This is a genomic window from Demequina muriae, from assembly GCF_030418295.1.
Lineage (GTDB): Bacteria > Actinomycetota > Actinomycetes > Actinomycetales > Demequinaceae > Demequina > Demequina muriae.
The window spans coordinates 140614-167237 of the sequence record NZ_JAUHQA010000001.1; the positions used below are offsets into that span (position 1 = coordinate 140614).

Consider the following 26624-nt stretch of genomic DNA (forward strand, 5'->3'; position numbering starts at 1 on the left):
GCGGGATCGGACAGGTATGGGCGGGCGTTATCGGACACGCGTCATTCCTTCGTGTGTTGCGGGCGCGCACGCCCGAGGGACATCGCCATGACGACGCGGACCCTGGTGGGGACTGGACTGGAGTGCGCAACGCTGCGCCACGATTCGCGATGCCGAGCGACGGCTATCGATGCAGGACCGGGGGCTTGCACGTGGCGGCCGCCTGGCCGCGCACCACCCTACCCTAACGTGACGGGAGACTTGCCCCTGAGGGGCCAGCGACCGCCTCGTCGTCATCCGCATCGGGCTCGGGTGCCCGCCCAGGCTCGCCCCGCATCGGCGCAGGCTCGGGGGCGACGAGCGCCCACACCGCGATCACGAGCGGAATCGCGGAGCTCGCCACGAGCACCGGCGAGTACGAGCCGATGCGGTCGAACACCGCCGCGAAGAGGAGCGGCCCCAGTGCGGTCCCGCCCACGCTGATGGACGCCACGAGCCCACGGATCGCGCCGATGTGACGCGTGCCGAAGTAGCGCGGCAGGGTCGCCGCCTCGACCGCGCGGATCATGTTGCTCGCCGTGCCGAGCAGGATGCCGAAGATGATCGCGGACACCCCCGGGCCCACCTGCGCTCCCCACACGAGTGCGAGCGCGAGCGACACCATCGAGCCGACCGTCATCCACCGCGGCGCGAACCGGTCGATGAGGTACCCCGTGACGAGCGTGGCCGCGAGGCCCGCGACCGTCTGGGGGATGAAGTTCGCGGCCGCCTCCGTCGCGGTCAGCCCGCGTGCGGTCAGGAGGCTGATCTGGTGGAACGCGACGGCCGTGGTCAGCAGCCCGGCGACGGCGACGGCCGCGGCGACGAGCCAGAAGTACTGGTGACGCAGCACCTGCGAGCGGGTGAGTCCCGGCTCCGGGATGACCGGCGCATCGGGGTGTGGCGCGGCGTCGCCATCGGGCCGCTGCCCCAGGGCCGCCGGTCGATCGCGCATGGCGACGAGCCCGAGCGGGATGACGACGGCCCACACCACGAGGCCCTCGATGAGCCACGCCGTACGCCACCCGTGCTGAGAGATCAGGCCCTCGAGCAGCAGCGGCGTCATGGAGATGCCCACGGCGCCGACGGCGGAGACGATGCCCGTCGCGAGACCGCGCCGACGCTCGAACCACAACGCGGCCGCCGTGGTGGCAGTGAGCCCCAACGCCCCTTGGCCCGCCATGCGCACGCCCACGAAGCCCGCGGTCAGGCCCACGATCGAACTCACGAACGACAGTGCGATGAGCAGTGCGCCGAACGCGAGCCCGATCACGGCCATGGTGCGGCGCACGCCGTAGCGGTCAAGCGCCCGGCCGATGAAGGGCAGCGCGACCGCTCCCCCGAGGGTCCCGATCAGATACGCGGTGGCGATCGCCGAACGTGAGACTCCCAAGTCCTCGATCAGCGGATCGATGAACAGCGAGATGCCCACCGTCTGGCCCGGCCCGGTCGCGGCGAGCGCGATCGAGGCGAAGACGACGATGTGCCAGCCGTAGAAGCCCTGCGACGAGAGCGCGCGGACCCGAGAGGCCGACGAGTGCGGTGGGGTGCTCCGCATCCCGTCAGTCGTCGCTGGCTTCGAGCGAGGTCAGGGGGACGTCGGGATGCGCGCGCTCAAAGGACCGCGCGTGCCAGATGTCACGCAGGAGCGCGAGGATCACGCCGTCGGCACGCCGCACGATCTCGATGCCGGGATACCGCGCCACGACGGGGAGGTCGTCGGGTGCGACCTGGCGCGCGAGCGAGAATCCCATCGTGTCGAGGTGCATCGGCGCGGAGAACTCGTGCTCCATGCGGAACGCCGCGACCTCGAACTGGAGCGGCCCCACGGCCGCGAGCACGGGGTTCGCGTCTCCGCGCGCCTCCGAGATGAGCACCTGGACCACTCCCTCCTGCTGCAGCTGGCCGATTCCCTTGCGGAACTGCTTGGAGCGGCCGGGGTCCTTGGCGCGGCCCACCGCGAAGTGCTCGGGAGCGAACGCGGGCATCGGCGGGTACGAGACGTGCTTGCCGGAGGGGTCGTAGATGGTGTCCCCCACCGCGAGGGAGCTGGCGTTGACCAGGCCGACCACGTCTCCGGGGTAGGCGCGTTCGACCGTCGAGCGCTCACGGCCGAACACGGACAGCGCGTACTTGGTGGCGAACGGTCGCTTGGTGCGCGCGTGCGTGACGACCATGCCGCGTTCGAAGACCCCCGAGCACACGCGGATGAACGCGACGTGGTCGCGGTGCTGCTTGTCCATCCCGGCCTGCATCTTGAACACGAAGCCGCTGAAGGGCGTGTCGACGGGCCGGTCCTCACCGGACTCGTCGGGACGCGGCAGGGCCGACGGAGCGAGGTCGATCACCACGTCGAGCAGCTGCTTGACCCCGATGTTGCTGAGCGCGGCGCCGAACATCAGCGGTGTCGACTCGCCGCGGCGGAACGCCTCGCGGTCCACGGGTTCGAGCAGCTGCGCCTCCTCGTGGGCGGCCACGTACTCGTCGCCGAGCTCACGGGCGGCCTCGTCGGCGTCGAGGACCGTCTCGACGGCGACGGCGGCGCCGCCGGGTGCGCGCTGGTACGTGCGCACGGTGCCGTCCGTCGGATCCAGCAGCCCGGCGAACTGGCCAGCGACGCCGATGGGCCACGTCACGGGCGCAGGGCGAAGGCCGATGCGCTGCTCGAGCTCATCGCACAGGTCTAGGACCTCGCGGCCGGGGCGGTCCCACTTGTTCACGAAGGTGATGACGGGAACGCCGCGGCGCCGGCACACGTCGAAGAGCTTCAGGGTCTGCGGCTCCAGACCCTTGGCCGCGTCCAGGAGCATCACGGCAGCATCGACGGCCGTCAGCACCCGGTACGTGTCCTCGGAGAAGTCGGCGTGTCCCGGAGTGTCGACCAGGTTCACGATGTGGTCGCCGTACGCGAACTGCAGCGCCGCGGACGTGATCGAGATGCCGCGCTTCTGCTCGACCTCCATCCAGTCCGACACCGTGCCCGCGCGGTCGCCCTTGCCGTGGACCGCGCCCGCCGATTCGATCGCGTGGGCGTGCAGCGCGAGGGCCTCGGTCAGGGTCGACTTTCCGGCGTCGGGGTGCGAGATGACCGCGATGCTGCGCCGGCGCTCCGACTCCTGGGCCACGCTTCCCGCGTGGAGGACGGGCGCGGTCACTGGTCCTGACCTGCGCTCTCGTGGTGGCGGGCCTGCTGGCGAGACTCGCGCCGCAGGCTGTGCGCGAACTCCTCCGCGGTCTCGAGCTGCGATCGCAGGCTCGCGCACCGCTCGTCGGCCGCGGCCTCGAACATCCCGAGTCGCTCGTGCGCGCTGGCGCGCGCCGCCGGCTCGAGGTCCGCGCGGTCCAGCTCGTCGAGCACGCTCAGCAGGTCGCGCATCTCGTCCAGGCTGAAGCCCAGCGGCTTCATGCGCTTGACGAGCATCAGGCGCGCGATGTCCGAGTCGGTGTACAGCCGGAACCCGCCGTGCGACCGGGCGGAGGGCGTGATCAGGCCCACCTCTTCGTAGTAGCGGATGGTGCGCAGCGACAGCCCCGTGCGCTCCGCCGCCTCGCCAATCTGCTTGTGGTCGTCCATGCTCATCCCTGTCGTCGACCCACTAGCCTATCCGCGACCGGCGGCCCGGCTGATCGCGCTCAACGCGAGACGACGCACCTCGCTCGCCCCGCGAGGGGCACAGCGGGCTTCGCCGCCGGGCGGCGGGCAGGCACAGTCGGCGAGGGTGAGAACTCGCAGCAGCGCCGATGCGCGGGCCGGGGCCAGCGTTGGCCTCGCCGTCGCATTCACTCCCCCTCGGTGACGTCGGACGACCAGGAACCGGCTGTCAGGGCCGCGAGCGCGGCCATCGCATCGGCTGCCCGCTCGCGCGGGACGAACACGTGATCGTGATGGAAGCCGGCGACGACGTTGGCGGCGATGCCGGCGTCGGCGAGCGCTCGGGCGACCGCCGCGGTGAGGCCGACCGCCTCCAGCGCGGACTCGACCGTCAGCGTGAGGCGCGCGCTCGGGAAGCTGAAGTCGAGGCCGTGACGCGACGCGGCGTCGATGGGCAGCACCAGGCTCCAGCCCTCGGCCTCACGCACCGTCGCGACGGCGTCGATCAGCGCTCCGGCGGCCGCCAGCCCCTGCATGGAGGCCCATACGTACGTCACGGGATCGAGCTCGGGACGCATGGTCGCGATGAGGGTGTCGAGGTCGCTCTCGCCTGCCATGTCTCGAGCGTACCGACTGAGCCGGCCGCGGGGCCTACGGACCGAAACGCTGGATGCCCGCCTGAGGTCCCAGGCGACGCGCCAGGTGTGGGCCTAGGTTGTGGGGATCGACCACCTGGAGGAACCGTGACCGACCGAGCCGACATGCGAGCGAAGATGGCGGAGATCCCCGTCGAGGATGCCGCGCGCACCGAGTACGAGAAGCTCGCCCACGACGAGTGGTTCCGGTACCGTGCCGGCCCCGAACTGGCCGACATGCAGCGCGCGACGATCGCCCGGCTGCGCGAGCTCGGGGGCCTGTACTTCGAGGACCCGGCGGCGGCGACGCGCATGCTCGAGGAGCTCGTGGGCGAGTGCGGGCCGGGGCTCGACTTCCGTCCGCCGATCTACCTCGAGTACAAGGAGCGCGTGCGGTTCGGCACCAACGTCTTCATCAACGCGAACCTGATGATCCTCGGCAGCGGCATCGTGACCATCGGCGACAACGCGCTGATCGGACCCGAGACCCGCTTCTACACCGTGAACCACGCCTTCGACGTGGAACTGCGCCGCGAGGGGTGGGAGCGCGCGTTCCCGATCACTCTCGAGCCTGACGTCTGGCTGGGCGGGTCCGTGGTGGTGTGTCCGGGCGTGACCATCGGCCGCGGCGCGGTCGTCGCGGCGGGCGCCGTGGTCACCAAGGATGTGCCACCGGGCACCCTCGTGGCCGGCAACCCCGCCCGCGTGGTGCGCGACCTGTAGACACCGGCCGTTCCGGTCTCAGCTGCCGGTCGCCTGCCGATACTGGGCGCCGTCCTCCGTGCGGGTCCGCTCCCACCGCGAGCGCATCGCCCCGTCGACGGAGGGCATGGTCGCGCGCCAGGCGTAGCTGGTGGGCCATCGCCGGAACACCGGGATCACGGTGGTGACCACGCGCATGAGCCATGGCAGCCCCCGCGGCCGCCACCGGCGGGTGACGATCAGGTGAACCTCGGCGCGGTCGGCGGCTCCGGCGACCGTCCATGTTCCGCCGGTGAGCGTGCGCCCGTCCACGCCGATGCGCCACTCACCAGCGCGTTCGTCACCGGCGTCGACACGGCGCAGGTCAGGGAAGGCCGGAGTGAAGGCCACCTGGGCGACGGAGCCCCCGGACGTGGCGGAGACGGCGCTCACCGCCCGGCCGTCCTGCGTGAGCTCGACGGAGCCGGGGCCACCCGCCGTCGCGGGGGCGTCCAGGTCGCGGTTGAACTCGACGATGCGCAGCCCCGCGGCGTACTTGATGAGGTGGCGATGGTGCACTCCGGCCCCCGGCAGCCGACCCACAGCGGCCACTTCACCATCGATGCGGATCATCGGCTCGCGATCGCGGACGTCGCGCACGAGGTCGAACTGAGGCATCCACACCAGCATCAGCGACACCGGCCGGTCGATGCCTGCGCCCACCGGCGCGAGCAGCGCACCGCGTCGGCGCGGCGTGCCGTCGCGGTCGTCGATGGCGATGTCGATCGGGTGACCGTCGACGTCCGTGAACGCCACGTGTACCGCGACCCCGTCCTCGGCCACATCGAGGCTGGCGGCATCGAAGACCGTCTCGTTCCACGAGCGCAGGCCACCACCGATGCCGTACATCCTGCGGTCGAGACGCAGACCAGGCTCGACGTAGCAGTCGACCGTGCGATCGGCGCGGCGGCTCAGGAACGCCATCATGCCGGTGCCGTGCTCGGCGTCGTCGAAGCGTTGGATCTCGAAGCCGTCGTAGAGAAGATGGTCGGCGAGCTCGGCGTTGAGCATCGCCGCCATCTCGTTCATGCGGAGCGACACGGGGCATACCGGGACGGCGTGGGGTGGGGGCGCGGTCTCGCGCTCACCCACGCTGTCGTGGTCACTCCTGGCGGTCACGGCGCTCCCTCGGACTGCGACTCCCTCTCGACGCTAGCGTCTCGCAGCGGAGCAGCACAGGACTTAGGTCACGCCTGACTGGCGACCCCCTCCCGCTCGCCCCGATGCCGCACGGGCGGCACCATTTCACGTACAATCCCTGCATGCCCGACGGCCATAGTCCTGAGCGCCGGCTCGCAGTGTCGCCCCTGGCGAGCACTCGCGGCCCGGCGCCTACTCCCGACCATTCCCGCGCTGTGCGCCTCGCTCTGGCGAGCGTCGCCCCCGCAGGGAACGACCGCATCGGCCCGGTGTCATGATCGAAGCGTGGCTGCTCCTGCTGCTCGTGATCGTGCTGATCGGTCTCAACGCATTGTTCGTCGCCGCTGAGTTCGCCTTCGTCACGGTGGACCGTCCCGCGGTCGATAAGGCTGCCGCCTCCGGCGACAAGCACGCTGCGTCGCTCAAGGCGGCGCTGAAGAAGCTCTCGACCGAGCTCTCCGGCGCCCAGCTGGGCATCACCGTGACGAGCCTTCTCGTGGGATTCATCGCGGAGCCGTCCATCGCGACGCTGCTGCGGGGGCCCATCGAGACCCTGGGCGTCCCCGAGGGGTCGGCACTCGCGGTGTCGTTCACCATCGCGTTCATCATCGCGACCTCGACCCAGATGATCTTCGGCGAGCTCGTGCCCAAGAACTGGGCCATCGCCGAGCCGATGCGCATCGGCCGCGCGGTCGCCGGCGCCAACCGTGGGTTCACCTGGTTCATGGGACCGCTGATCCGCGTGCTGAACGGCAGCGCCAACCGCATCGTGCGCGCCCTCGGCATCGAGCCGCGTGAGGAGCTCGCCTCGGCACGGTCGGCGCAGGAGCTCGAGTCGCTCGCGGAGCGCTCGGCGGCGCAGGGCACGCTCGAGCCCCGCGTGGCCCGCCGCCTCGCGCGCGCCTCCGAGATGAAGGACACCACCGCATCGGACGCCATGACGCCGCGCACGCGCGTGCAGTTCCTGGACGCCGATGACACCGTGGTCGACCTGCTGCAGCTCGCGTCCAAGACGGGACACGCGCGCTTCCCCGTCATCGGCGAGAACGTCGACGACATCATCGGCGTAGCCCACTTCAAGGCCGGCCTCGCCGTGCCGGTGCGACAGCGCAAGTCGACGACCATGCGGGACATCTGCCTGCCGGTCGACTCGGTGCCGTCCACGATGCCCCTCAGCTCGGTGCTCGACGCCCTGCGCAAGGGTTCGCAGGTGGCGCTCGTGGTCGACGAGTACGGCGGCACCGACGGCGTCGTCACGCTCGAGGACCTGGTCGAAGAGATCGTGGGCGAGATCGAGGACGAGCAGGACCGGCCGGTGTCGCGTTTCCGCCGCATCGGCGAGCGTCGCTGGTCGCTGTCCGGGCTGCTGCGGCCCGACGAGGCGGGCGACATCATGCACCTCGACATGCCCGATGCGCGTGAGTCCGACACGCTGGGCGGCCTCATCACGGAGCACCTCGAGCGGTTCCCGCGCGTAGGCGACGAGATCGAGGTCGAGGCGCGCGACGAGGACCACCGCGACGAGGACGACATTCCCACTCAGGTGGTGGTGCGCATGACGGTCACCCGTCTCGACGGCCACCGCGTGGACCGCCTGATCGTCGAGGCCCTCCCCCCGGAGGACGGCGACGAGGACGGCAACGGCGGCGGGCGTGGACGCGAGGGCCTGCGCGACAGCATGCGCGGCCGCCGCGGCGAGGATCGCCACGACGACGACGGGCACCCCGAGGCCGATGCCGACGGAGCGCGTGCCACCCCAGGAGCCAGCTCGGAGGGCACCCATGTCTGACTACGTCGCGATTCTCATCGCCATCGCGCTGCTGGCAGGCAACGCGTTCTTCGTCGGCGCCGAGTTCGCGCTGATCTCGGCGCGGCGCACGCAGATCGAGCCGCGCGCGGCCGAGGGCTCCTACCCTGCTCGCATCACGGTGCGAGCCATGGAGAAGGTGTCGCTCATGATGGCCGGCGCTCAGCTGGGCATCACCATGTGCTCGCTGGGCCTCGGTGCCATCGGCGAGCCGGCCGTGGCGCACCAGCTCGAGAAGCCCCTGGCCGCGATCGGCGTGACGGGACCGTGGCTGCACGGCATCGCGTTCACGATCGCGCTCGCCATCGTGGTCTCGCTGCACATGGTCCTGGGCGAGATGGTGCCCAAGAACATCGCGATCGCGGGACCGGAGCGGTCCGCCATCCTGCTGGGCCCCCCGCTGTACCTCATCGTGACCATCCTCAAGCCGCTGATCTGGACGCTGAACGCGGTGTCCAACATGGTGCTGAGGATGCTCAAGGTGGATCCGACGGAGGAGGTCGCGTCGGCATTCAACGCGGACCAGGTCGCCGCCTTCGTGGCGCAGTCCCGTCAGGAGGGGCTGCTGGACGAGGAGTCGCACCGCGTCATGACGGGTTCGATCTCGTTGTCGTTCGAGACCGTGCGCGACGTGCTGACGCCGCGCTCCGAGCTCGTGACTCTGCCGGTCGACGTCACGCCGCAGCGCGCCCAGAAGGAGTGCGTGAAGACCGGCTTCTCACGCTTCCCGCTGGTGGACGACGACGGCGAATACGTGGGCTACCTGCACCTCAAGGACTTCGTGAACGTCGAGCGCGGCCACGCCACCAAGCCGATCCCCGACGACGCCGTGAGGCCCTTGTCCTTCATCCCCGCCGATGCGTCGCTCGAGGAGGCGCTCACCGCCATGCAGGCGCGAGGCACCCACATCGCGCTGGTGCGTGACGACGACGGCGACGTGGTGGGAGCGGCAATGCTCGAGGACGTCATCGAGCGTCTCGTGGGCGAGGTCGTGGACGCCGGGCAGGTCGTCGCCTCCGAGGTGTAGCGGCCTGGCGCAGTGACCCCGTGTAGCGGCCAGGTGCCGTGGCGCGCGTCAGCAGACCGGTGCAGCAGCCGCAAGGGGCGCCGCGCTGAGCGCGTAGCAAACTTGTGCCCATTGAGCGCTGCCTCCCCCGCTGAGTAGCCTCGCCCACGTTCGTACGAGCGTGGGAATCGAGGAGGGGCGGCATGGTGAATCAGTCGAGGGACGAGAGCACGGCGGTCGACGACAGCGGCGCGATCGGGCGTGGCCACGCACGGGGCGCGGTCCCCGTGGTGACCTCGGCACCGGGATTCTCGCGCCGACTGCGCACCGTCGCGGCTGTGGCCGTGTGCGCTGGCCTCTTGGCGGCGTGCTCGAGCGACTCTGACGCCGACGCCTCCGCGGATGACGCCGACGCCTCCCCTATCGCGGCGGAGTCATCCGGGGCAGACGAGGCTTCTGATGGCGCTGGCGACGACTCACGCGACGACTCGAGCGAGGACTCCGGCGCCGATGCTGCGGAGGAGTCGAGCGGCGGCGTGGCCTCGGGCACGGCGCAGTGGGACGGCGAGACCTACGAGTACGACAGCGTGATGTGCCAGGACCAGTCACAGTTCGGCCAGTTCACCATCGTCGCCAACGGGCCGGATGCGCCCACGCTCGGGGTGAAGATCGAATTCGATCCGCTCGAGGAGCCCGACTACTCGCAGCCCTCGTCCGTGGAGCTGTTCTTCGGCGAGGGCGGCGCCACCGTCGGGGAGGGCGAGGGATACGAGACTCCGTACGGCCCCGTCGAGGGTGCCACGTCGAGCACCGACGGCGCCTCCGGCTCGGTCCGGCTCGATCCCGACGAGAGCACCACGGCGCCCGACGTCAACCCTGACGGCGGTCAGCTCGACTTCGAGGTGACCTGCGGCTGAGTCGTCCGCCACCGGGCGCGTCGAGGGGGGCGCCCGGTGGTGGTCAGCCCTTGGAGCGCTTGAACGCCCCGCGGCCCGCGGACGTGAGCACCACGCGATCCACCTTGCGGTTCGCCAGGCGGTAGATCACGTAGATGAGCCACAGACCGCCCGTGAGCAGCACCAGGATCGAGTTCCAGAACCACCCCATGCGGCGGGTGCGCACCAGCACCACCTGCGAACGGGTGCGGGACTCGACGCCGTAACCGCGTGAGACATAGCTCGCGACCTCGGCGTCCATCGCCTGGTTCGTCATGATGCCTCCTCGTCGTCGGCGGGCATCGGATTGCCGCGATGCCGTCCCAACCACACTACCGACGTCACGAGCCCGCCCCAGATCACGGTCGCGGAGACGACCAGCAGTGCCCACGCATCGGCGCTCATGACTCTCCCCCGTCCTTGGCGCGATCACGCTCAGGCGGCGCGCCTGTCGCGGCGCCGACTCTCTCGGGGACTCCCAGCTGGGCACGAGTGGGCCAGGCGACGAACTCGTGGTCGTCTCCGCGCTTCCACCGGACGAGCGGCATCACGAGAGCGGCGACCAGCAGCACGGCGACCGCTCCCCACCCGAAGACCACCAGGAACCAGCCGGGATAGCCGTCGTATCCCTCGGTGGCGAGACGCACCGTCGTGTCGACGAGCATATACAGCAGCAGCACGGCGACCGCGTTGACGACGACCAGCCACACGCGGCCCACCTTGACGCTCGACAGCACGGTGAGGTGGCGCGCGAGTTCGCGCCCGCGCCGTCCGAACCACAGTGTCGCGGCGATCATCGCGACGGCACCCACCACGATGCCCACCTGGTTGGCCCACTGGTCCACGACGTCGAGGACGTACAGCGCGGTGGTGGTGCCGAACAGCAGCATCGAGAGCGTCGCCGAGGTGAGTCCCACGGTCAGCGCCCCGCGGCGCGGCGTCCACCCGAACTTGTCCTGGAGCGCCGAACTCACGGACTGCAGCACCGAGATCAGCGACGTCAGCCCCGCGATCACCAGCGACGCGAAGAACAGCGCGCCGAACCATTGGCCGCCGGGCATCTGTGCGATCACTGCCGGGAACGTCACGAACGACAGTTGCACCCCGGCGATCCCCTCGAGGTCCGCCACCGCGACGCCCTCGCGGGCCGCCAGGAAGCCCAGGGTCGCGAAGACTCCCAATCCGGCGAGAAGCGAGAACGAGCTGTTGCCGAACGCCACCACCAGCGCGGGGCCGGTGAGGTTCGAGCGCCGCTCCCGATACGAGGCGTACGTGAGCATCACGCCGTACGCGAGGGACAGGGAGAAGAACACCTGACCGTAGGCGGCGATCCACACGTCGGGGTTCGTGAGCGCGGAGAAGTCGGGGGTGAACAGCGCCTCGACCCCTTGGGCGGCGCCGTCCAGCATCAAGGCCCGCACGACCAGGACGCCGAACGTGGCGACCAGCAGAGGGATGCCGATGACGTTGAGCTTCTCGACGCCGTGCGCGACGCCCAGCGCGAGCACCACGATCGCGACGGCCCAGATGGCCGCCAGCGGGATCAGCACGCCGGGCACGAAGTCCAGCCCCACCCCCACCTCGCCGAGCTGCAGGAACTCGTCGTTGAAGAAGCCGGCCGGGTCACCCGCCCATGCGAGGTCGAAGCTGAAGAAGAAGTAGCTCAGCGCCCACGCGATGATCACCGTGTAATACAGCCCGATCACGAAGCAGATCGCGACGTGCCACCACCCCACGCCTTCGGCACGGCGGGAGATGCGCCGGAACGCCAGCGGCGCCGAGCCGCGGAAGCGGTGCCCGATGGCGTTCTCGAGGAACAGGATGGGGATTCCGGCCGTGATGAGCGCCACCAGGTAGGGGATCATGAAGGCTCCCCCGCCGTTGTCGTAGGCCTCGCCGGGGAATCGCCAGATGTTGCCCAGCCCCACCGCAGAGCCGATCGCCGCCAGAATGAATGCGGTCTGGCCGGACCAGTGCTCGCGCTTGCTGCCGGTCGACGGCGCGGTGGGCTCGCCGCTCGACGGCGTGCTTGCGGCTGATGCGGGGGTGGGGTCTGCGGGCATGCTCACCTCATGAGTCTCACGGGGCGGGTCGTGCGGCAGCGGCGCGTGTCACGGCTACACCCGACACGGCTGCCCACGGAAACCACCGGCGGTCAGCGAACGGCTCCACGGTACGGCAAGCAGGGCCGACGCGTGGAAGCCGAGGTCCTGGGCGGCGCCTGGCCCGCTGACAGCAGGCTTGCTCCGGGCCAGGGAGTCCGCCCACGCCCTCCCCCAATCGCGCCTTCCCCCATCGCGAGCGGCGTTCCGCTACCGTGATCCCAGTCGGCGGGACTCCGCTGCGAGCACGAGGGGGACTCGGGTGATCTTCTACCCCGACGGCGCTGCAGAACCGGCAGCCGACCAGGAGCTGCCTGGGGCGGGCTGGTACCCGGATCCGCACACCCCCGGATGCGATCGCTACTGGGATGGGTCGCGATGGACGCATCACGTTCGGCACACAGGCGTCCCGACCGTCGCGACACCGGTTCCGACGCCGTCTCCCGTCACCGTCGACCCTCATCCGCGCCACTCATATCCACGCGACCCTCATCCGCGTGGCCCCCATGCGCGCGTTCGCCGGTCTCGCGTCTTGCCGCTGCTCGCGCTCATGGCCGTGGGCCTGGTGGCGGCGTTCCAGTTCGGTCCCGTAGGCGAGCACCTGCCCGACCTCGGCCCTTCGGAACGGTCCGTCAGCTCGCTCGGCCGTCAGCCGGTGCTGAGCGAGGAGTATCCCGTGTTCGGATCCACCGAACTGGTCACCCATCTTGAGCGCGGGATGCTGGCGCACGAGGAGCACATCGAGGTCTCGTCATGGGCACAGGACATGGACCCGGAGCAGATTCTCGACGCGGCACAGGAGGCCGGGACGCAGAACCCCTACATCTTCACCCGAGGCTGGCGAGTGCAGACCTTCGGCTCGCGAACAACCGTCATACCGACGTACGTCTATGCCGAGGAGCAGTCGGCGCAGCGCCGGGTCGAGACACGGGAGGCCGTCGCACGCGGCATCGCCTCGGCCGACGTCTTGCGCGCCACCACCGATGCTGAGAAGGCGGCGCGCATCCACGACTTCATCGTCACCTACGCAGACTACGACGAGTCCGCGCTCACCGCGATCGATCGGGACCTCGACTTCTCACTCGTCGCCCAGTCTCAAGAAGCACATGGGATCCTCGTCGCCGGCACGGCCGTCTGCACGGGATACGCCCAGGCGTTCGTCGCGATGGCCGAGGAGGCCGGCCTTGACGCGGTGACCGTCACCGGCACGGACTCGCTCGGCCTCACCGGCGAGCTGCATGCCTGGAACAAGGTGCTCATCGAGGGCCGCTGGCTCGTGGTCGACGCCACGTGGGACGATCCGATCGGTGGCCCCGACGAGCCCCTCCGCGACTACTTCCTCCTCGACGCCAGCGACCCGCTTCTCGCCACCCGTCAGGCCGACACCGAATGGGCCGTGGCCGAGAGCCTCGACAGCTTCGGCTCATGACACGCGCGCCGCTGACGGCCCGATCGCAGGCGTCTCCCGGCCGATGCACGCGCCAGACATGAGCGATGGGCGCGAATCCGCGGGGGCCTCGTGGGCCGTGACCGCCGCGCGCGGTGACGTGCCGCTCGTTCCCCTCGCTGATCCGCAGCACCGGGCCTACGCTGAGAGTCCGTGCGATTCCTCGTGGAGGTGCTCTCGTGTCCGAAGTGCAGAAGCTCACGATCCCGGTGGTCTCGCTCGCTCGCGAGAACGACCAGTTCCGACACGTGATCTGGACAGGCGACAACGCGCAGCTGGTACTGATGGCGATTCCCGAGGGCGGGGAGATCGGTGGCGAGGTGCACGAGGGCCACGATCAGCTGCTCTACTTCGTGGCCGGCACCGGCGTCGCGAAGATCGGCGAGGTCGAGGCCGACGTGGCCGATGGCGACGTGAGCATCGTGCCATCGGGCACGTTCCACAACTTCCGCAACACGGGCACGGGGATGCTCAAGCTGTTCACCACGTACAGCCCACCCGAGCACGACGCGGGAACCGAGCAGTCCACCAAGGCCGAGGCGGACGCCGACTGAGTCGTCCCAGGTCAGACCGATCCACGGCGTGAGTCGCGACCCACGCCGGGACCAGGTCAGGCGCTGTACGGCCGCGCACCCGATGGCTCCGCCCGCACCCACCTGCGATCGTGGTGCGCCGTGAGAAACTCGGGCCATGCCGTCGACCCCCCGCGCGCCCGAGCGCGGCGACCTCATCCTCAGCGTCGTCGTCACGGCGATCGCCCTCGCGATGCTGGCCCTCCTTCCTGCGATCTCCAGCGTGGACCCGGACGTCACGGTCGAGATGCCGGGCCCCTCCGACTGGCAGTGGTGGGTCGTCGCCGCGGCAGTCCTGGCGCAGGGCGCCCGGCTGGCGTGGATCTCGACCGCCCCGCGCCACGTCCTCGTGGCCATGCCCGCGCTCGCGCTGCTCGTCTCTCTCGTCCCGCTCGGGGAGGCATCGGGCATCCCACTGGTCGCCGTGATCGCCGCCGCCTATGTCGCCACCCGCAAGCGCGCATCGGCCGCATCGTGGACCCCGTGGATCATCGCCACCGTGCTGACCGCAGGTGCTGGCGTCATCTCCAATCTCCGTCTGGATGACGGTCTGATGGTCCCCGTGGCCGCTGCCGTGGGGCAGGCAGTGGTGGTGGTCGGCGTCCCGACCGCCATCGCGGCGGCGGCGTCGGCGCGTCACGCGATGGCCACCTCCCGCGAGCGCGAGGCCCTGGCTCGAGCCGGAGAGCTCGAGGCTCGAATGGACGCGGCGCTGGCGGCCGAGCGCACCGCGATCGCCCGCGAGCTGCACGACATCGCGGCCCACCACCTGTCCGGCATCGCGCTGATGTCCTCCGCCATCTCGCAGCAGATCGACATGGACCCCGCGACGGCGAAGGCCGGGCTCGCAGATGTTCGTGCCCAGACCCGCAGCCTCCTCGACGAGCTGCGCGGTCTCGTCGCGCTGCTGCGCAGCGACGATGGTGTCTCGGTCGACGGTGCGTCCGTCGACGGCGCCCCCGTGGACGTGCAGTCGCTCGCCGGGCTCGAGACGCTGATCCCGGCCGCCAGGGCACGTGGGCTCGACGTGACTCTCGCCATCCCCGACGGGGCTTCCATGCGCGACCTGTCCCGGGGCATCGGCCCGCTGGGCCAGTTCGCCGCCTACCGGACGGTGCAGGAGGCGCTCGCCAACGCGGCGCGCCATGCGCCAGGCGGCCGATGCACGGTCGAGCTTCGAGACTCCGGTGACGACCACGCAGGCGACAGCGACCACGCGGCTGACAGCCTGGAGATCCTCGTCAGCAACGGTCCAGGCACGGCCGATGCGGCGGTCCCGGCCGGTGCACACCACCAGGGCGGATTCGGTCTGCGCGGCATGGAGGAGCGCGCCGCTCTCACCCGGTCGAGCCTCACCTACGGCCCCACCGACGATGGCGGCTGGCGGGTGCTCCTCTGGGTGCCACGCGAGGCCGGCCACGACGGTGACCCGATCACCACCTCGACCCCGCCGGATGGAGCGCAGCCATGATCCGCGTGCTCATCGCCGACGACCAGGGCCTGGTGCGCGCCGGCCTCACCGCCCTGCTGGGCGCCGCGCCGGACATCGAGGTGGTCGGAGCCGCCGCGGACGGCGACCAGGCCGTCGCGATGGCCAAGGACCTCCAGCCGGACGTCGCCTGCGTGGACGTGCGCATGCCCGGCCGTGACGGCATCAGCGTCACGCGCGAGCTGTGCTCTCCCGACGCCGAGCACCCGATCCCCGTCCTCATCCTCACCACCTTCGCGATCGACGACTACGTCTTCGCGGCGCTGGAGGCGGGCGCATCGGGCTTCATGCTCAAGGACTCGGAGCCGGAGGACATCGTGGCGGCGGCGCGGTCGGTCGCGGCGGGCAACGGCACGCTCGACGGCTCTCTCACCCGGTCGGTGATTCGCGAGTTCGCGCGCCGCCGCCAGACGCAGCCCGTCACGGTGGCGGACGGCTCGGACCTGCTGTCGCCCCGTGAACTCGACATCCTGCTGCTGCTCGCGCAGGGCATGTCGAACGAGGACATCGCTCGCGAGCTGGTGCTCGAGGTGTCGACGGTGAAATCGCACGTCTCGCGCATGCTGCCCAAGATCGGCGTGCGGTCCCGACTGCAGGCGGTGGTCTGGGCCTACCAGCACCGCGTGGTCGAGGTGGATCGCTAGCGCAAGACCCCCTCGCGCTCGGGGCTACCTGGCCATCTGCCGACGCAGTGCTTACGGTAGGGGCATGGATCACGCCGAGCAGGGCCTTGACCGCACCGACCTCGACTGGTTCAAGTCGGCGGTGTTCTACGAGGTGCTCATCCGTTCGTTCCGGGACTCGTCCGGCGACGGAGTGGGCGATCTCAAGGGCCTCACCGAGAAGCTCGACTACCTCGAGTGGCTGGGCGTCGACTGCCTGTGGCTGCCACCGTTCTTCCCGTCTCCGCTCAAGGACGGCGGCTACGACGTCGCGGACTACACCGCCGTCGCCGAGGACATCGGGACCATCGAGGACTTCCAGGAGTTCCTCGATCAGGCGCACGCGCGCGGCATCCGCGTGATCATCGACGTCGTCATGAACCACACCTCGGACCAGCACCCGTGGTTCCAGGCCTCGCGGTCCGACCCCGAGGGCCCGTACGGCGACTTCTACGTGTGGAACGACTCCGACGAGCCGTACTCCGAGGCACGGATCATCTTCGTCGACACCGAGAGTTCGAACTGGACCTGGGACCCGGTGCGCCAGCAGTACTTCTGGCACCGCTTCTACGGCCACCAGCCGGACCTCAACTTCGAGAACCCCGCGGTTCACCAGGCCATGATCGACGTGCTGAAGTTCTGGCTCGACCGGGGCGTCGACGGGTTCCGCCTGGACGCGGTCCCGTACCTCTACGAAGAGGAGGGCACCAACGGCGAGAACCTGCCCCGCACGCACGACTTCCTGAAGACGGTGCGCTCGTACGTAGACGAGAACTACCCGGGCCGCGTGCTGCTCGCCGAGGCGAACCAGTGGCCCGCGGACGTGGTCGACTACTTCGGCGATCCCGCCAAGGGCGGCGACGAGTGCCACATGTGCTTCCACTTCCCCGTCATGCCGCGCATCTTCATGGCGGTACGACGCGAGTCGCGCTACCCCATCAGCGAGATCCTCGACCAGACTCCGGCCATCCCCGAGCACTGCCAGTGGGGCATCTTCCTGCGCAACCACGACGAGCTCACTCTCGAGATGGTCACCGACGAGGATCGCGACTACATGTGGAAGGAGTACGCCACCGACCCGCGGATGAAGGCCAACATCGGCATCCGGCGGCGGCTCGCTCCCCTGCTCGACAACGACACCAATCAGATGGAGCTGTTCACGGCGCTGCTGCTCAGCCTGCCGGGATCTCCGGTGCTGTACTACGGCGACGAGATCGGCATGGGCGACAACATCTGGCTGGGCGACCGCGACGGCGTGCGCACGCCGATGCAGTGGACCCCCGACCGCAACGCCGGCTTCTCGCAGGCGAACCCTGGCAAGCTGTCGCTCCCGCCGGTGATGGACCCCGTGTTCGGCTACCAGTCGGTCAACGTGGAGGCGCAGCAGGAGAGCACCTCGTCGCTGCTGCAGTGGACCCGTCGGATGATCCACGTGCGGCGCCAGCACTCCGCGTTCGGTCGCGGCAGCTTCTTCGACCTGGGCGGGTCCAACCCGTCGGTCTTCTCATACCTGCGGGAGGACGGTGACGACGTGATGCTGTGCGTCAACAACCTCTCCCGCTTCCCGCAGCCGGTCGAACTCGACCTGCACCAGTTCAGCGGTTCGCAGCCCGTGGAGATGCTCGGTGGCGTGGAGTTCCCCGCCATCGGCGAACTGCCCTATCTGCTGACCCTCGCCGGATACGGCTTCTACTGGTTCCGGATAAGCCGGTCGGCTCTCTCGGAAGGAACCTTGCCATGAGTCAGTGGACAGAACGCCCCGAACTGAGCGCCTACTTGGCGCGCCAACGGTGGTTCGGCCAGGGCCAGGTCGAGGTCCCGATCACCGAGGTCCGCGAGCTCGCGTGGCTGAGCGACCCGGCCGAGGGCCTGGGCGTCCGCTTCGAACTGGTCACCGCCGGCTCGATGTTCAACGTGCCGCTGTCGTACCGTCAGCATCCCCGTGAGGACCTCTCGTACGGGTTCATCGGCGCCGCGACGCTCGATGGCGAGGTGTTCTACGTCTACGACGCGCTCCACGACCCGGAGGCGCGCGGCCTCCTGCTGCGCGGCTTCGCCGACGGCGAGCCGAGCCCTGGTGACATCGAGTACTCGCGCATCGACGGCTTCGTGCTGGAGTCCCACGAGGACAACGTGCTGCTGTCCGCGGAGCAGAGCAACACCTCCGTCATCGTGGGCGAGAGCCTCATCAAGTTCTTCCGCAAGCTCGCCCCGGGGCGCAACCCCGACATCGAGATCCAGGCGGCGCTCACCGAGCTCGGGTCCGAGGAGATCTCGCCGCTCGAGGGCTGGATCAGCGCGGGCGACATCGACCTCGCGATGATCGGGGTCTTCCAGCGGTCCGCCACCGACGGCTGGGACACCGCCCGCACGAGCGTGCGCGCTCTTCAGGACGATGCCGTGCGTGCCCGCGAGGCCGGCGGAGACTTCGCCGGCGAGTCCGAGCGGCTGGGGCGCACTCTCGCGGTTGTGCACGAGCAGATGCGTCAGACCCTTCCCACGGCGACGTGGGGGTCCGAGGAGGTCGCCGCGCTCGTCGGCCGCCTCACCTCCCGCCTGGACGAGGCGGTGGCGATGCACGAGTCCGTGGGCGCCTACGCCGACCGGGCGCGGGCGGCCTACGCCGCAGTCGCCTCGGGTGAACCCGTCGAGGTGCAGCGCGTGCACGGCGACTTCCACCTGGGACAGACGCTCCGCACCACGTCCGGGTGGAAGATCATCGACTTCGAGGGCGAGCCCGCACAGCCGCTGGCTGACCGGGTGCGCCTGGACTCGGTCGCCCGTGATGTGGCCGGCCAGCTGCGTTCGCTGGACTACGCGGCGCACTCGGTCGCGATCGTCACCGGCGTCGAGGAGACTGAATACATCGACGACTGGGTGCGACGCAACCGCATCGCGTTCCTGCGCGGGTACGGCTACGAGGACTCGGAGACGGCGGCGGCTCTGCTCCACGCCTACGAGATCGACAAGGCGCTCTACGAGGTGGTCTACGAGTCGAACTACCGGCCGGACTGGGTGCAGATTCCGCTGCGCGCACTGGAGCGGCTGCTGTAGTCCAGCCGGCAGTCGAGCCAGCAGTCCAGCCGGCAGTTCGGGAGCCACCTCACCTGCCATCTCAGACGGCACGTACACGGGTCCTCAAACGGCCGATGCGCGGGAGAAGCCCGCGGCCTCGCGGGCTCAGCGGGTGGCTCAGCGGGTTGGCTCTGCCTGTGGCTACGCCGACACCGCGTCGCCCGCCCCGCGTGAGTGATCGGTGTGCAGCAGGCGGCGGGCGCGCTCGATGGCGCTCGGGGTGTCGGCGAAGACGTGGTCTCCTGCCACGAGGTGGGCCGCGACGCCCAGGTTCGCCATCACCGCATCGTGTCCGGGCTTGATGCCCGAGAGCATCACCACGATCCCCCGCTTCTCGAGCCGCGTGATCGCGTCCCCGAGCACCTGGGCGCCGGTCGCATCGAGAGTCGTCACCCGCGACATGCGCAGGATGACCACCCTGACGTCTGCGATCTCTGACAGTTCCAGCAGGAACCGGTGCGCCGCCGCGAAGAACAGTGGCCCGTCCAGCCGGTAGGCGACGATGTGCTCGCTGAGCAGCGCGTGCTCCTCCTCGGTGTAGTCGCCCACCTCGAGGGGCACCTGCTGGACCCGGGCGCTGCGGGCCACGGCGCGCAGCGCGAGCAGTCCGGCCACCGCGATGCCGATGATGACCGCGGTCACCAGGTCGATCGCGACGGTCGCCGCGAAGGTCAGGACCAGGATGACGGCGTCGCCCCTGGTCGCTCGGGCGAGCGCCCTGAGCGAGGCGAACTCGACCATCCGCACGGTCGTGGCGAACAGCACGCCGGCCAGCGCTGCGAGCGGAATCTGGCTCACCAGCGTCGAGGCCACGAGGATGACCAGCAGCAGCACCACGGCGTGCGTCAGCGCGGCGAGCTTGGAGCTGGCGCCGGCGCGCACATTCACGGCGGTCCGGGCGATGGCAGCCGTCGCGGGGATGCCGCCGAACAGCGGCGCGGCGATGTTCGCCAGTCCCTGACCGAACAGCTCCTTTTCGGGATCGTGGCGCTCGTTGACACTCATGCCGTCCGCCACGGTCGCGCTCAGCAGGCTCTCGAGGGCAGCGAGCGCGGCGACCGCCACGGCTGCGGTCGCGAGGGTGCCCATCGCTCCGATGTCCAGGAAGGCCAGTGATGGCGCGGGCAGCCCCGCCGGGAGGTCGCCCAGCGGCGCGAGATCCAGGGGCGTCAGCACCGCCACGAGCGTGGCGATGACGACCGCCACCAGCGAGAACGGCAGCGCCGGCTTCCAGCGGGCGCCCACCAGGATCATCGCGGCGACGGCGATCGACATCAGGAGCGGGGCGGGGTTCGGGTAGGTCACGAAGTCCCCCACGGCTTCGGCCGCCAGTGCCCACACCTTCTCGCCTTCGAGACCCTCGATTCCCAGCGCGACGGGCACCTGCTGAAGAGCGATCACCACGGCGATGCCGGCGGTGAAGCCCTCGATGACCGGGGCCGGCAGGTAGCGCACGTAGCGGCCCAGGCCCGCGACGGCCATCACGATGAGCGCGACGCCGGCCATCAGGCCCACCATCAGCACGCCTGACGATCCGAACTGCGCCACCACGGGCACCAGCACCACGGTCATCGCGCCGGTGGGGCCAGAGACCTGCAGATTGGAGCCTCCGAAGATGGCGGCGACGGCGCCCGCGACCACAGCCGTGGCCAGGCCAGCCTGCGCGCCCAGGCCCGATGCGACACCGAACGCCAGTGCAAGCGGCAGCGCGACGATGGCGACCGTCACGCCGGCGATCAGGTTGCGGCGGGGGTCGCGGCGCACCTCGCGCCAGTCCTCGCGGCCGGGCAGCAGAGATACGACCTTGCCCCACACGGTGTGTGCAGGACGGGCGGCTCCTGGCCAGGCGACGCTCACGTGCGGTTCGGCTCGGTGGGCGTCTGGCCAGCCGTCGCTGCGAGGGTTCCGCCAGGCGTCTCGGCCGGCTCCCCACCGGGGGTGCCGCCGGGCATGGCGTCAGGAATGGCGACAGGAGTCTCCGTGGGCATCTCGGTGCGAAGCTCGGCGAGGAGGTCTTCCTGGCTCGTGAGCATCGAGGCAAGAATTCTGCGCGCGGAGCCCATGAGCTCGGCCACGTCTGGAGTGCTCAGGCGGTACATCACGGTGGCGCCCTCGCGATACGAGCTGACGATGCCGGACCTGCGCAGCACGGCCAACTGCTGCGAGAGGTTCGAGGCTTCGACCTCGATCTCGCCCAAGAGCTCCCGGACCTGCTTGGGCTCCTCGAGCAGGAGCTCCAGCACGCGGATGCGCACGGGGTGTCCCAAGGTGCGGAACAGCTCGGCCTTGGCCTGATGCAGCGGAACAGCCATCGTCAACACGCGCTTTCGTCGGCAGGTGCTGGCGGTGGAGTACGCGCCGCGGTGCGGCCGACCAGCGATCCGATCATCTCACGACTTGAAGACTTCTTCAACTGCGCACATCGCGAAATGGCCGTGAGCACGGCCGCCGACCACCGGGCGCACTACACCCATAAGTCCTGCGACCCGTATGCGCGCGGATCGTGGGCGTGCAGGTCATCAGCATGTGGCCCGTAGGCATCGAACTCGGCTCCCGGCTCGCGGGCACGGTCGGCGGCGGCCCAGGCGCGGACCATCGCCTCATCCTCGGGCGTGATGCGAGGCCAGGCGTCCTCCGGGGGTGGCGGGATGTCGATATCGAGGGCCGCCGAGCCGCCCGGGGACGGAGTTCTCCCCCGATCGATGTGTGGCGGTGGAATGAAGCTCACCGACGACCCCGTCGCGTGGATCTCCCAGCCCTGACGGTGAATGTCGTGGTGGCACCGCGTGCACAACATCACCCCGTTCGACAGATCGGTTCGACCGCCGTGCTCCCACCACCTGATGTGGTGGGCCTCGCAGTGCTCGGGCGGCGCATGGCACTTGGCGCACCCGCCATCCCTCTCGAGCAGCGCGATCCTCTGCCGCCTCGTGAACGCCCGCGTCCGGCGACCCAAGTCGAGCACCTTGCCATCACGGGCCAGCACCTCGGGGATGATCCCGGCGTCACCCGAGAGCCGGCGCAGCTCAGCGACCGAGACGGGCTGGTCGATCCCGTCGACGCTGCCGAGGCCGTCGCCGCTCATCAGGTCCGACAGACTCATCCGCACCACGATCGTGGTGCGCACCCCGGAACGGTCGGTCCGCGTGCACCCCAACGAGTGCCGCGCGAGCTCATGCAGCGCATCGACGCGCATCTGCCCCACGGTCCGGGTGTCCTCGCTCTCCGGCTCGCCGTTGCCACCCGTTCCACGCCCCTGGCGCCGCACGTCGCGCGTGGTCATCTGCTCGAGAACGTTGATGATCGGCGCCGCCGTCACCGCGTCCATCACGCCGTGGATGACCACGGTGCCCTCGTGATCCTGCTTCCACCACAGGTACCGGGCATCATGGTTCTCGCGCTCGCGCCGCTCATGCTCCACACGGTCGAGCCGCGCCACGGCACGCGCGACCATCTTCCGCACGTCGTGCGCCGCCATGGAGACCGCCTTGGACACCAGGCGCTCCTCCACCGCAGCCAGCGACTCCGGGTCCACGCGATCCCGCACCCTGTTCAGTCCGCCGACGATCAGCGCCGCCGCGTCGACCGACAACTCGCCTGCCGCCGACGCCTTCGCCACCTCGGGATACTTAGGGCCCCTCGCCTGTCCAACACCTTGCGACGACCCAGCACCCTCCGCAGACCCCGCCCCCGCATCGGCCGCCTCGCCATCGCCCTCGACGAGCGGGCGCGGAGCGAAGGCGTCCCCGGCAGTGATCGCCTGCTTGGCCCCGTTGACGGAGCCGCCCCGCACCTTCGACAGCAGCGTCGCGGCGTTGCCCTGCCCTTCGCGCCGCGCGAGCCCGCCACCGGGCAGCTCGGGCGCGGAGAGCCGGGCGATCTCCCCCGCGCATCGGGCCCCCATCGCGCCCACAAGCCGCTCCAAAGTCGCGACCGCGGCGTTCAACTCCAGCAGCTGATCCTTCGACTGCCCCGAGACCTCACGAGACGCGAGCACACGCACCACCGCGTTCACTCGCTCCACGTCCGCCGCCTCGAGGAAAGGTGCCTCAAGATCAGGTGCCTCATCAGCCATGACTCCACTCAAGCACCAGGGTCTGACATCGACGCCGCGAGGGTTCCCCCCGGCACATGCACCCACCGGGGAGCATCCGGACATCACGGGAGCATTCGACGATAGTGGGACAGCCGTGGTGGAATGACAAGGAACCAGCACCCCGAGATCAATGGAGACTCTGTATGGACGACTGGACTCAGACCCTGTCAGCGGGACCGCTACTAGGCATCGCGGCAGGTGCCATCGCACTGATCCTCGTCCTGGTCATCAAGTTCAAGCTTCACGCGTTCCTGACGCTCATCGTGGTGTCGCTGTTGACCGCGCTGGCCACGGGCATCCCCGTCGGCGGCATCTTCGACACCCTTGTCGACGGCTTCGGCAGCACACTCGGCGGCGTCGCACTGCTCATCGGACTCGGCGCCATGCTCGGCAAACTCGTCGAGCACAGCGGCGGAGCCCGGGTGCTCGCCGAGAAGCTCGTCGATGTCTTCGGAGAGAAGCGCGCGCCATTCGCACTCGGCGTCGCGTCGCTCATCATGGGCTTCCCGATCTTCTTCGACGCGGGCCTGATCGTCATGCTCCCGGTGATCTTCGCGGTCGCCCGTCGCCTGGGAGGCAAGGACGTGCTGCGCTACGGCCTGCCCGCCGCGGCCGCCTTCTCCGTCATGCACGTGTTCCTGCCGCCCCACCCCGGGCCCGTCGCGGCGACCGAGCTCTACGAGGCCAACCTCGGCATCGTGCTCATCGTGGGCCTCATCCTCGCCTTCCCGGTCTGGTACCTCTCCGGCTACCTGTGGGGCACATTCGTGGGCCGCCGCTTCCCGATCGCCGTGCCCACGCTCTTCGGCGACGTCGACGACGACCAGCCCGAGAACCCCCCTCGCGCGCGCACCGTGCTCGCCGTCCTCGCGCTCCCGATCGTGCTCATCTTCATGAACACGGGCGTCGACGCGCTCGGCACCGCAGGCGTTCTGGATGAGGAGGCCACCTGGGCCCAGGCCATGACGCTGATCGGCACCTCGGGCGTCGCGCTCCTCATCTCGGTGATCGTCGCGATGCTGGTGCTGGGAACGCGGCGCGGCGTGCGCGGGACCGCTCTGGAGAAGGTCCTCGACTCGTCGCTCGGGCCCGTCGCCTCCGTGATCCTCATCACCGGCGCCGGTGGAATGTTCGGCGGTGTGCTGCAGGCCTCCGGCATCGGCGACGCGCTCTCCGACTCGCTCTCTGACATCGGCCTGCCCGTGATCCTCGCGGCGTACCTGGTGGCGGTCATCCTCCGCTTGGCGCAGGGCTCCGCGACCGTGGCGCTCGTCACGGCCGCCGGCCTCATGGCGCCTGCGGTCATCTCGGGCGACTTCAACGCGATTCAGGTCGCGTGCGTGGTCCTCGCGACCGCCGCCGGATCCGTGTTCGGCAGCCACGTCAACGACTCCGGCTTCTGGCTCGTGGGACGTCTCATGGGCATGGACGTGAAGACCACGCTCAAGACGTGGACCGTGCAGCAGGCGCTGCAGTCAGTCGCCGGCTTCGCCATCGTCGCGACCGTCTACGTGATCGCATGACCACTGCACAGCACGTCATCGTGATGGGGGTGGCCGGCTCCGGGAAGTCGTCCGTCGCCACTCTGCTCGCTGAGCAGCTGGGCTGGGTCCTCGCCGAGGGCGACGAGTTCCACCCACAGGCCAACATCGACAAGATGAGCGCCGGCCAGCCGCTCGACGACGATGACCGGCAACCCTTCCTGGAGGCCATCCGCGACTGGGTCAGGGCCAAGGGAGCGGAGGGCGTCTCCACCATCGTGACGTGCTCGGCGCTCAAGCGCTCCTACCGGGACGTGCTGCGCGAGGCCGGACCCGTGAGATTCGCCCACCTCACGGGCGACGTGGACACGATCAGCGAGCGCATGGAGAAGCGCACCGATCACTTCATGCCGCCCAGCCTGCTCGCCAGCCAGTTCGCGACCCTCGAGCAGCTCGACGACGACGAGGACGGGATGGCGGTGTCGATCGATGGCACCCTCGAGGAGATCACGGGGACCATCGTCGAGTCCTTGCGGCTCGAGGCAAGCCCAGCGGCCGATGCGCGGGAGTCCTGAACTCTCGTCCCACCCCGAGAGACACTGAAGGCGAGCACGATGCAGTGGTTGCCATCGCGCTCGCCTTCAGTTCCATGCCACTACTGACCGGGCGAGAAGAACTCGCCTCTCGGATCAGAAGAAGTGCTTGCGGCCACCGACGCTCCGGCCAGCGCGACCGAGGATGGCCAGGATGAGGCCGACGACCAAGAGGATGCCGCCGATGGTCGTGAGGATCGGGATCGAGGCCACGAGGCCGATCACGAGGAGAATGAGGCCAAGAATGATCATGGTGATTCCAATCTGTCGCGGCCCCGAGTGGGGCCGTGGTGTTGCGGTCGTGAGCGTCAACACGCGAATGGGCACGTAAAGTCCCTCGTGCTCCAGGTCGGTCCTCTGTTGAGCACGCCAGAGAGGACCACGAAGCACCTGCGGTACGGTGCGGCGGGACACCTCAGAAGGTGCGCGGGGTGACGCCGGCTTCCATCCCTGAGGCCGCGCGCTCACGAGCGAGATCGGCGATTGAAGTGGCGACGTACGCGAGGTCGGAGGATCACAACGTCGAGTTCTCGGTCACGATGCACGGGTGCTCAACTGCTCACGTCGGAGACAGTTCTTCGCCGGGCGGCCCCACAACCTCGGCGATCGCCCGGTAGAGGGCGGTCGACTCCGCCTCGACGACTTCGTAGCGGTACTCATGGTCAAGCCACGCGAAGCCGTCCGGCGAGGAGAACAAGGCCCGCAGTTGTCGCAGCGACACGAACTCCTCAGACTCGGCTGCACGAGTGCGGCGCCGCTCGTTGCCCATCACATAGCTGTCGTAGTGCATCAGGACGTTGCGGAGATCCCGGAGGCCCGGAAGAGCAGAGTCGAATGCCTCGAGCGCCCCGGCAACGGAGCCGGGACGCAACTGCTCACACATCTCTGCGGCCATCCGGAGGCGCCACAGCGCGATCACGAGGAACGGCGCATCGGCCGTGCGGCGTGCACCTTGCCAAGGATCGCGCCCATCGACCGCTCTGAGCCGCTCAACCTGGGTCCTCACGGCATAGGCGTCCTCGAAGGATGAGTAGGCGCAATAGCGCTCACGCGACCGTTGGAGTGCGTCGTCCGTCATGGGCCAAGAGTTCCATACCGCGACCTGCCCGGCCGATGCGCGTTCCACCCAAAGATGGAACGTCCCGAATGGGCACTTTCGCCGCTAGAGGCGCACCCCGTCGGGTTCCTACCGTGGCCACAGCCGGCGCACCCCGCGCCGCCAGAGCCACGGGA

General features: G+C 69.7%; 25 protein-coding genes and 1 pseudogene. 13 read left to right on the forward strand and 13 right to left on the reverse strand.

Features of this window, described 5'->3' with window-relative positions; all coding sequences use genetic code 11:
- Positions 1-223: 223 nt before the first annotated feature.
- The 4 genes from QQX02_RS00670 to QQX02_RS00685 all read right to left on the reverse strand — a co-directional run bounded on the left by QQX02_RS00670 (position 224) and on the right by QQX02_RS00685 (position 4227).
- Complete coding sequence (locus tag QQX02_RS00670; RefSeq protein ID WP_301140571.1) at positions 224-1576, reverse strand: MFS transporter; 1353 nt, start codon at positions 1574-1576, stop codon at positions 224-226.
- A gap of 4 nt (positions 1577-1580) precedes the next feature.
- Positions 1581-3173: a peptide chain release factor 3 gene (locus QQX02_RS00675; RefSeq protein ID WP_301140572.1), complete on the reverse strand. Its 1593-nt coding sequence runs from the start codon at positions 3171-3173 to the stop codon at positions 1581-1583.
- Positions 3170-3598, reverse strand: coding sequence for a MerR family transcriptional regulator (locus tag QQX02_RS00680; protein ID WP_436968489.1), 429 nt, complete (start codon positions 3596-3598; stop codon positions 3170-3172). The genes QQX02_RS00675 and QQX02_RS00680 overlap by 4 nt, the downstream gene beginning before the upstream one ends.
- Positions 3599-3798: 200 nt before the next feature.
- Positions 3799-4227 (reverse strand): ACT domain-containing protein, encoded by a 429-nt coding sequence (locus QQX02_RS00685; protein ID WP_301140575.1) that lies wholly within the window; start codon positions 4225-4227, stop codon positions 3799-3801.
- A gap of 126 nt (positions 4228-4353) precedes the next feature.
- On the opposite strand from QQX02_RS00685, the gene QQX02_RS00690 reads away from it, so the two are divergent.
- Positions 4354-4968 carry a DapH/DapD/GlmU-related protein gene (locus tag QQX02_RS00690; protein ID WP_301140576.1) on the forward strand — a complete coding sequence of 205 codons (615 nt, stop codon included), beginning with the start codon at positions 4354-4356 and terminating at the stop codon, positions 4966-4968.
- Positions 4969-4986: 18 nt separating this feature from the next.
- Here QQX02_RS00690 and QQX02_RS00695 read toward each other — a convergent pair whose 3' ends face one another.
- Entirely contained in the window at positions 4987-6105 is a 1119-nt protein-coding gene (locus tag QQX02_RS00695; protein WP_301140577.1) for a hypothetical protein, read from the reverse strand.
- Positions 6106-6400: 295 nt separating this feature from the next.
- Between QQX02_RS00695 and QQX02_RS00700 the strand changes: the two genes are divergently transcribed.
- From QQX02_RS00700 to QQX02_RS00710, 3 genes are all read left to right on the forward strand, one after another.
- A complete protein-coding gene (locus tag QQX02_RS00700) occupies positions 6401-7915 on the forward strand; it encodes a hemolysin family protein (protein WP_301140579.1) in 1515 nt (504 codons plus the stop codon).
- Positions 7908-8960, forward strand: a complete 1053-nt coding sequence (locus QQX02_RS00705) for a hemolysin family protein (protein WP_301140580.1) — start codon at positions 7908-7910, stop codon at positions 8958-8960. Before QQX02_RS00700 ends, QQX02_RS00705 begins: the two co-directional genes overlap by 8 nt.
- Before the next feature lie 182 nt (positions 8961-9142).
- Complete coding sequence (locus QQX02_RS00710) at positions 9143-9856, forward strand: hypothetical protein (protein ID WP_301140581.1); 714 nt, start codon at positions 9143-9145, stop codon at positions 9854-9856.
- A gap of 43 nt (positions 9857-9899) precedes the next feature.
- On the opposite strand, the gene QQX02_RS00715 is transcribed toward QQX02_RS00710, so the two are convergent.
- Genes QQX02_RS00715 through QQX02_RS00725 form a run of 3 tightly spaced genes read right to left on the reverse strand, consistent with a single transcriptional unit; the run spans position 9900 to position 11937 of the window.
- Complete coding sequence (locus QQX02_RS00715; RefSeq protein ID WP_301140582.1) at positions 9900-10151, reverse strand: DUF8108 domain-containing protein; 252 nt, start codon at positions 10149-10151, stop codon at positions 9900-9902.
- A complete protein-coding gene (locus tag QQX02_RS00720) occupies positions 10148-10279 on the reverse strand; it encodes a MetS family NSS transporter small subunit (protein WP_301140583.1) in 132 nt (43 codons plus the stop codon). The genes QQX02_RS00715 and QQX02_RS00720 overlap by 4 nt, the downstream gene beginning before the upstream one ends.
- Positions 10276-11937, reverse strand: coding sequence for a sodium-dependent transporter (locus QQX02_RS00725; protein ID WP_301143614.1), 1662 nt, complete (start codon positions 11935-11937; stop codon positions 10276-10278). Before QQX02_RS00725 ends, QQX02_RS00720 begins: the two co-directional genes overlap by 4 nt.
- A 301-nt stretch (positions 11938-12238) precedes the next feature.
- On the opposite strand from QQX02_RS00725, the pseudogene QQX02_RS13395 reads away from it, so the two are divergent.
- The 7 genes and pseudogenes from QQX02_RS13395 to QQX02_RS00755 all read left to right on the forward strand — a co-directional run.
- A pseudogene (locus QQX02_RS13395) lies at positions 12239-12379 on the forward strand (DUF2510 domain-containing protein); the annotation flags it as partial.
- Between the two features lie 129 nt (positions 12380-12508).
- Positions 12509-13405 (forward strand): transglutaminase domain-containing protein, encoded by an 897-nt coding sequence (locus QQX02_RS00730; protein ID WP_301140584.1) that lies wholly within the window; start codon positions 12509-12511, stop codon positions 13403-13405.
- 197 nt (positions 13406-13602) lie between these two features.
- On the forward strand, positions 13603-13977 hold the full coding sequence (locus QQX02_RS00735; protein WP_301140585.1) for a cupin domain-containing protein: 375 nt from the start codon (positions 13603-13605) through the stop codon (positions 13975-13977).
- 136 nt (positions 13978-14113) lie between these two features.
- On the forward strand, positions 14114-15466 hold the full coding sequence (locus QQX02_RS00740) for a sensor histidine kinase (RefSeq protein ID WP_301140587.1): 1353 nt from the start codon (positions 14114-14116) through the stop codon (positions 15464-15466).
- Positions 15463-16128: a response regulator gene (locus QQX02_RS00745; RefSeq protein ID WP_301140588.1), complete on the forward strand. Its 666-nt coding sequence runs from the start codon at positions 15463-15465 to the stop codon at positions 16126-16128. The genes QQX02_RS00740 and QQX02_RS00745 overlap by 4 nt, the downstream gene beginning before the upstream one ends.
- A 64-nt stretch (positions 16129-16192) precedes the next feature.
- Positions 16193-17887, forward strand: a complete 1695-nt coding sequence (gene treS, locus QQX02_RS00750; protein WP_301140589.1) for a maltose alpha-D-glucosyltransferase — start codon at positions 16193-16195, stop codon at positions 17885-17887.
- On the forward strand, positions 17884-19200 hold the full coding sequence (locus QQX02_RS00755) for a maltokinase N-terminal cap-like domain-containing protein (RefSeq protein ID WP_301140590.1): 1317 nt from the start codon (positions 17884-17886) through the stop codon (positions 19198-19200). The genes treS and QQX02_RS00755 overlap by 4 nt, the downstream gene beginning before the upstream one ends.
- Positions 19201-19362: 162 nt before the next feature.
- On the opposite strand, the gene QQX02_RS00760 is transcribed toward QQX02_RS00755, so the two are convergent.
- The 3 genes from QQX02_RS00760 to QQX02_RS00770 form a co-directional block, all read right to left on the reverse strand.
- Positions 19363-21078, reverse strand: a complete 1716-nt coding sequence (locus tag QQX02_RS00760; protein WP_301140591.1) for a SulP family inorganic anion transporter — start codon at positions 21076-21078, stop codon at positions 19363-19365.
- Entirely contained in the window at positions 21075-21533 is a 459-nt protein-coding gene (locus QQX02_RS00765) for an ArsR/SmtB family transcription factor (protein ID WP_301143616.1), read from the reverse strand. Before QQX02_RS00765 ends, QQX02_RS00760 begins: the two co-directional genes overlap by 4 nt.
- 152 nt (positions 21534-21685) lie before the next feature.
- Positions 21686-23296 carry an HNH endonuclease gene (locus QQX02_RS00770; protein WP_301140592.1) on the reverse strand — a complete coding sequence of 537 codons (1611 nt, stop codon included), beginning with the start codon at positions 23294-23296 and terminating at the stop codon, positions 21686-21688.
- Positions 23297-23460: 164 nt separating this feature from the next.
- On the opposite strand from QQX02_RS00770, the gene QQX02_RS00775 reads away from it, so the two are divergent.
- Positions 23461-24840: a GntP family permease gene (locus QQX02_RS00775; RefSeq protein WP_301140595.1), complete on the forward strand. Its 1380-nt coding sequence runs from the start codon at positions 23461-23463 to the stop codon at positions 24838-24840.
- Entirely contained in the window at positions 24837-25373 is a 537-nt protein-coding gene (locus QQX02_RS00780) for a gluconokinase (RefSeq protein WP_301140596.1), read from the forward strand. The genes QQX02_RS00775 and QQX02_RS00780 overlap by 4 nt, the downstream gene beginning before the upstream one ends.
- A 114-nt stretch (positions 25374-25487) precedes the next feature.
- Here QQX02_RS00780 and QQX02_RS00785 read toward each other — a convergent pair whose 3' ends face one another.
- Positions 25488-25643 carry a DUF6131 family protein gene (locus tag QQX02_RS00785; RefSeq protein ID WP_301140598.1) on the reverse strand — a complete coding sequence of 52 codons (156 nt, stop codon included), beginning with the start codon at positions 25641-25643 and terminating at the stop codon, positions 25488-25490.
- A 307-nt stretch (positions 25644-25950) separates the two neighbouring features.
- Entirely contained in the window at positions 25951-26469 is a 519-nt protein-coding gene (locus tag QQX02_RS00790) for a hypothetical protein (protein ID WP_301140599.1), read from the reverse strand.
- Between the last annotated feature and the right edge of the window lie 155 nt (positions 26470-26624).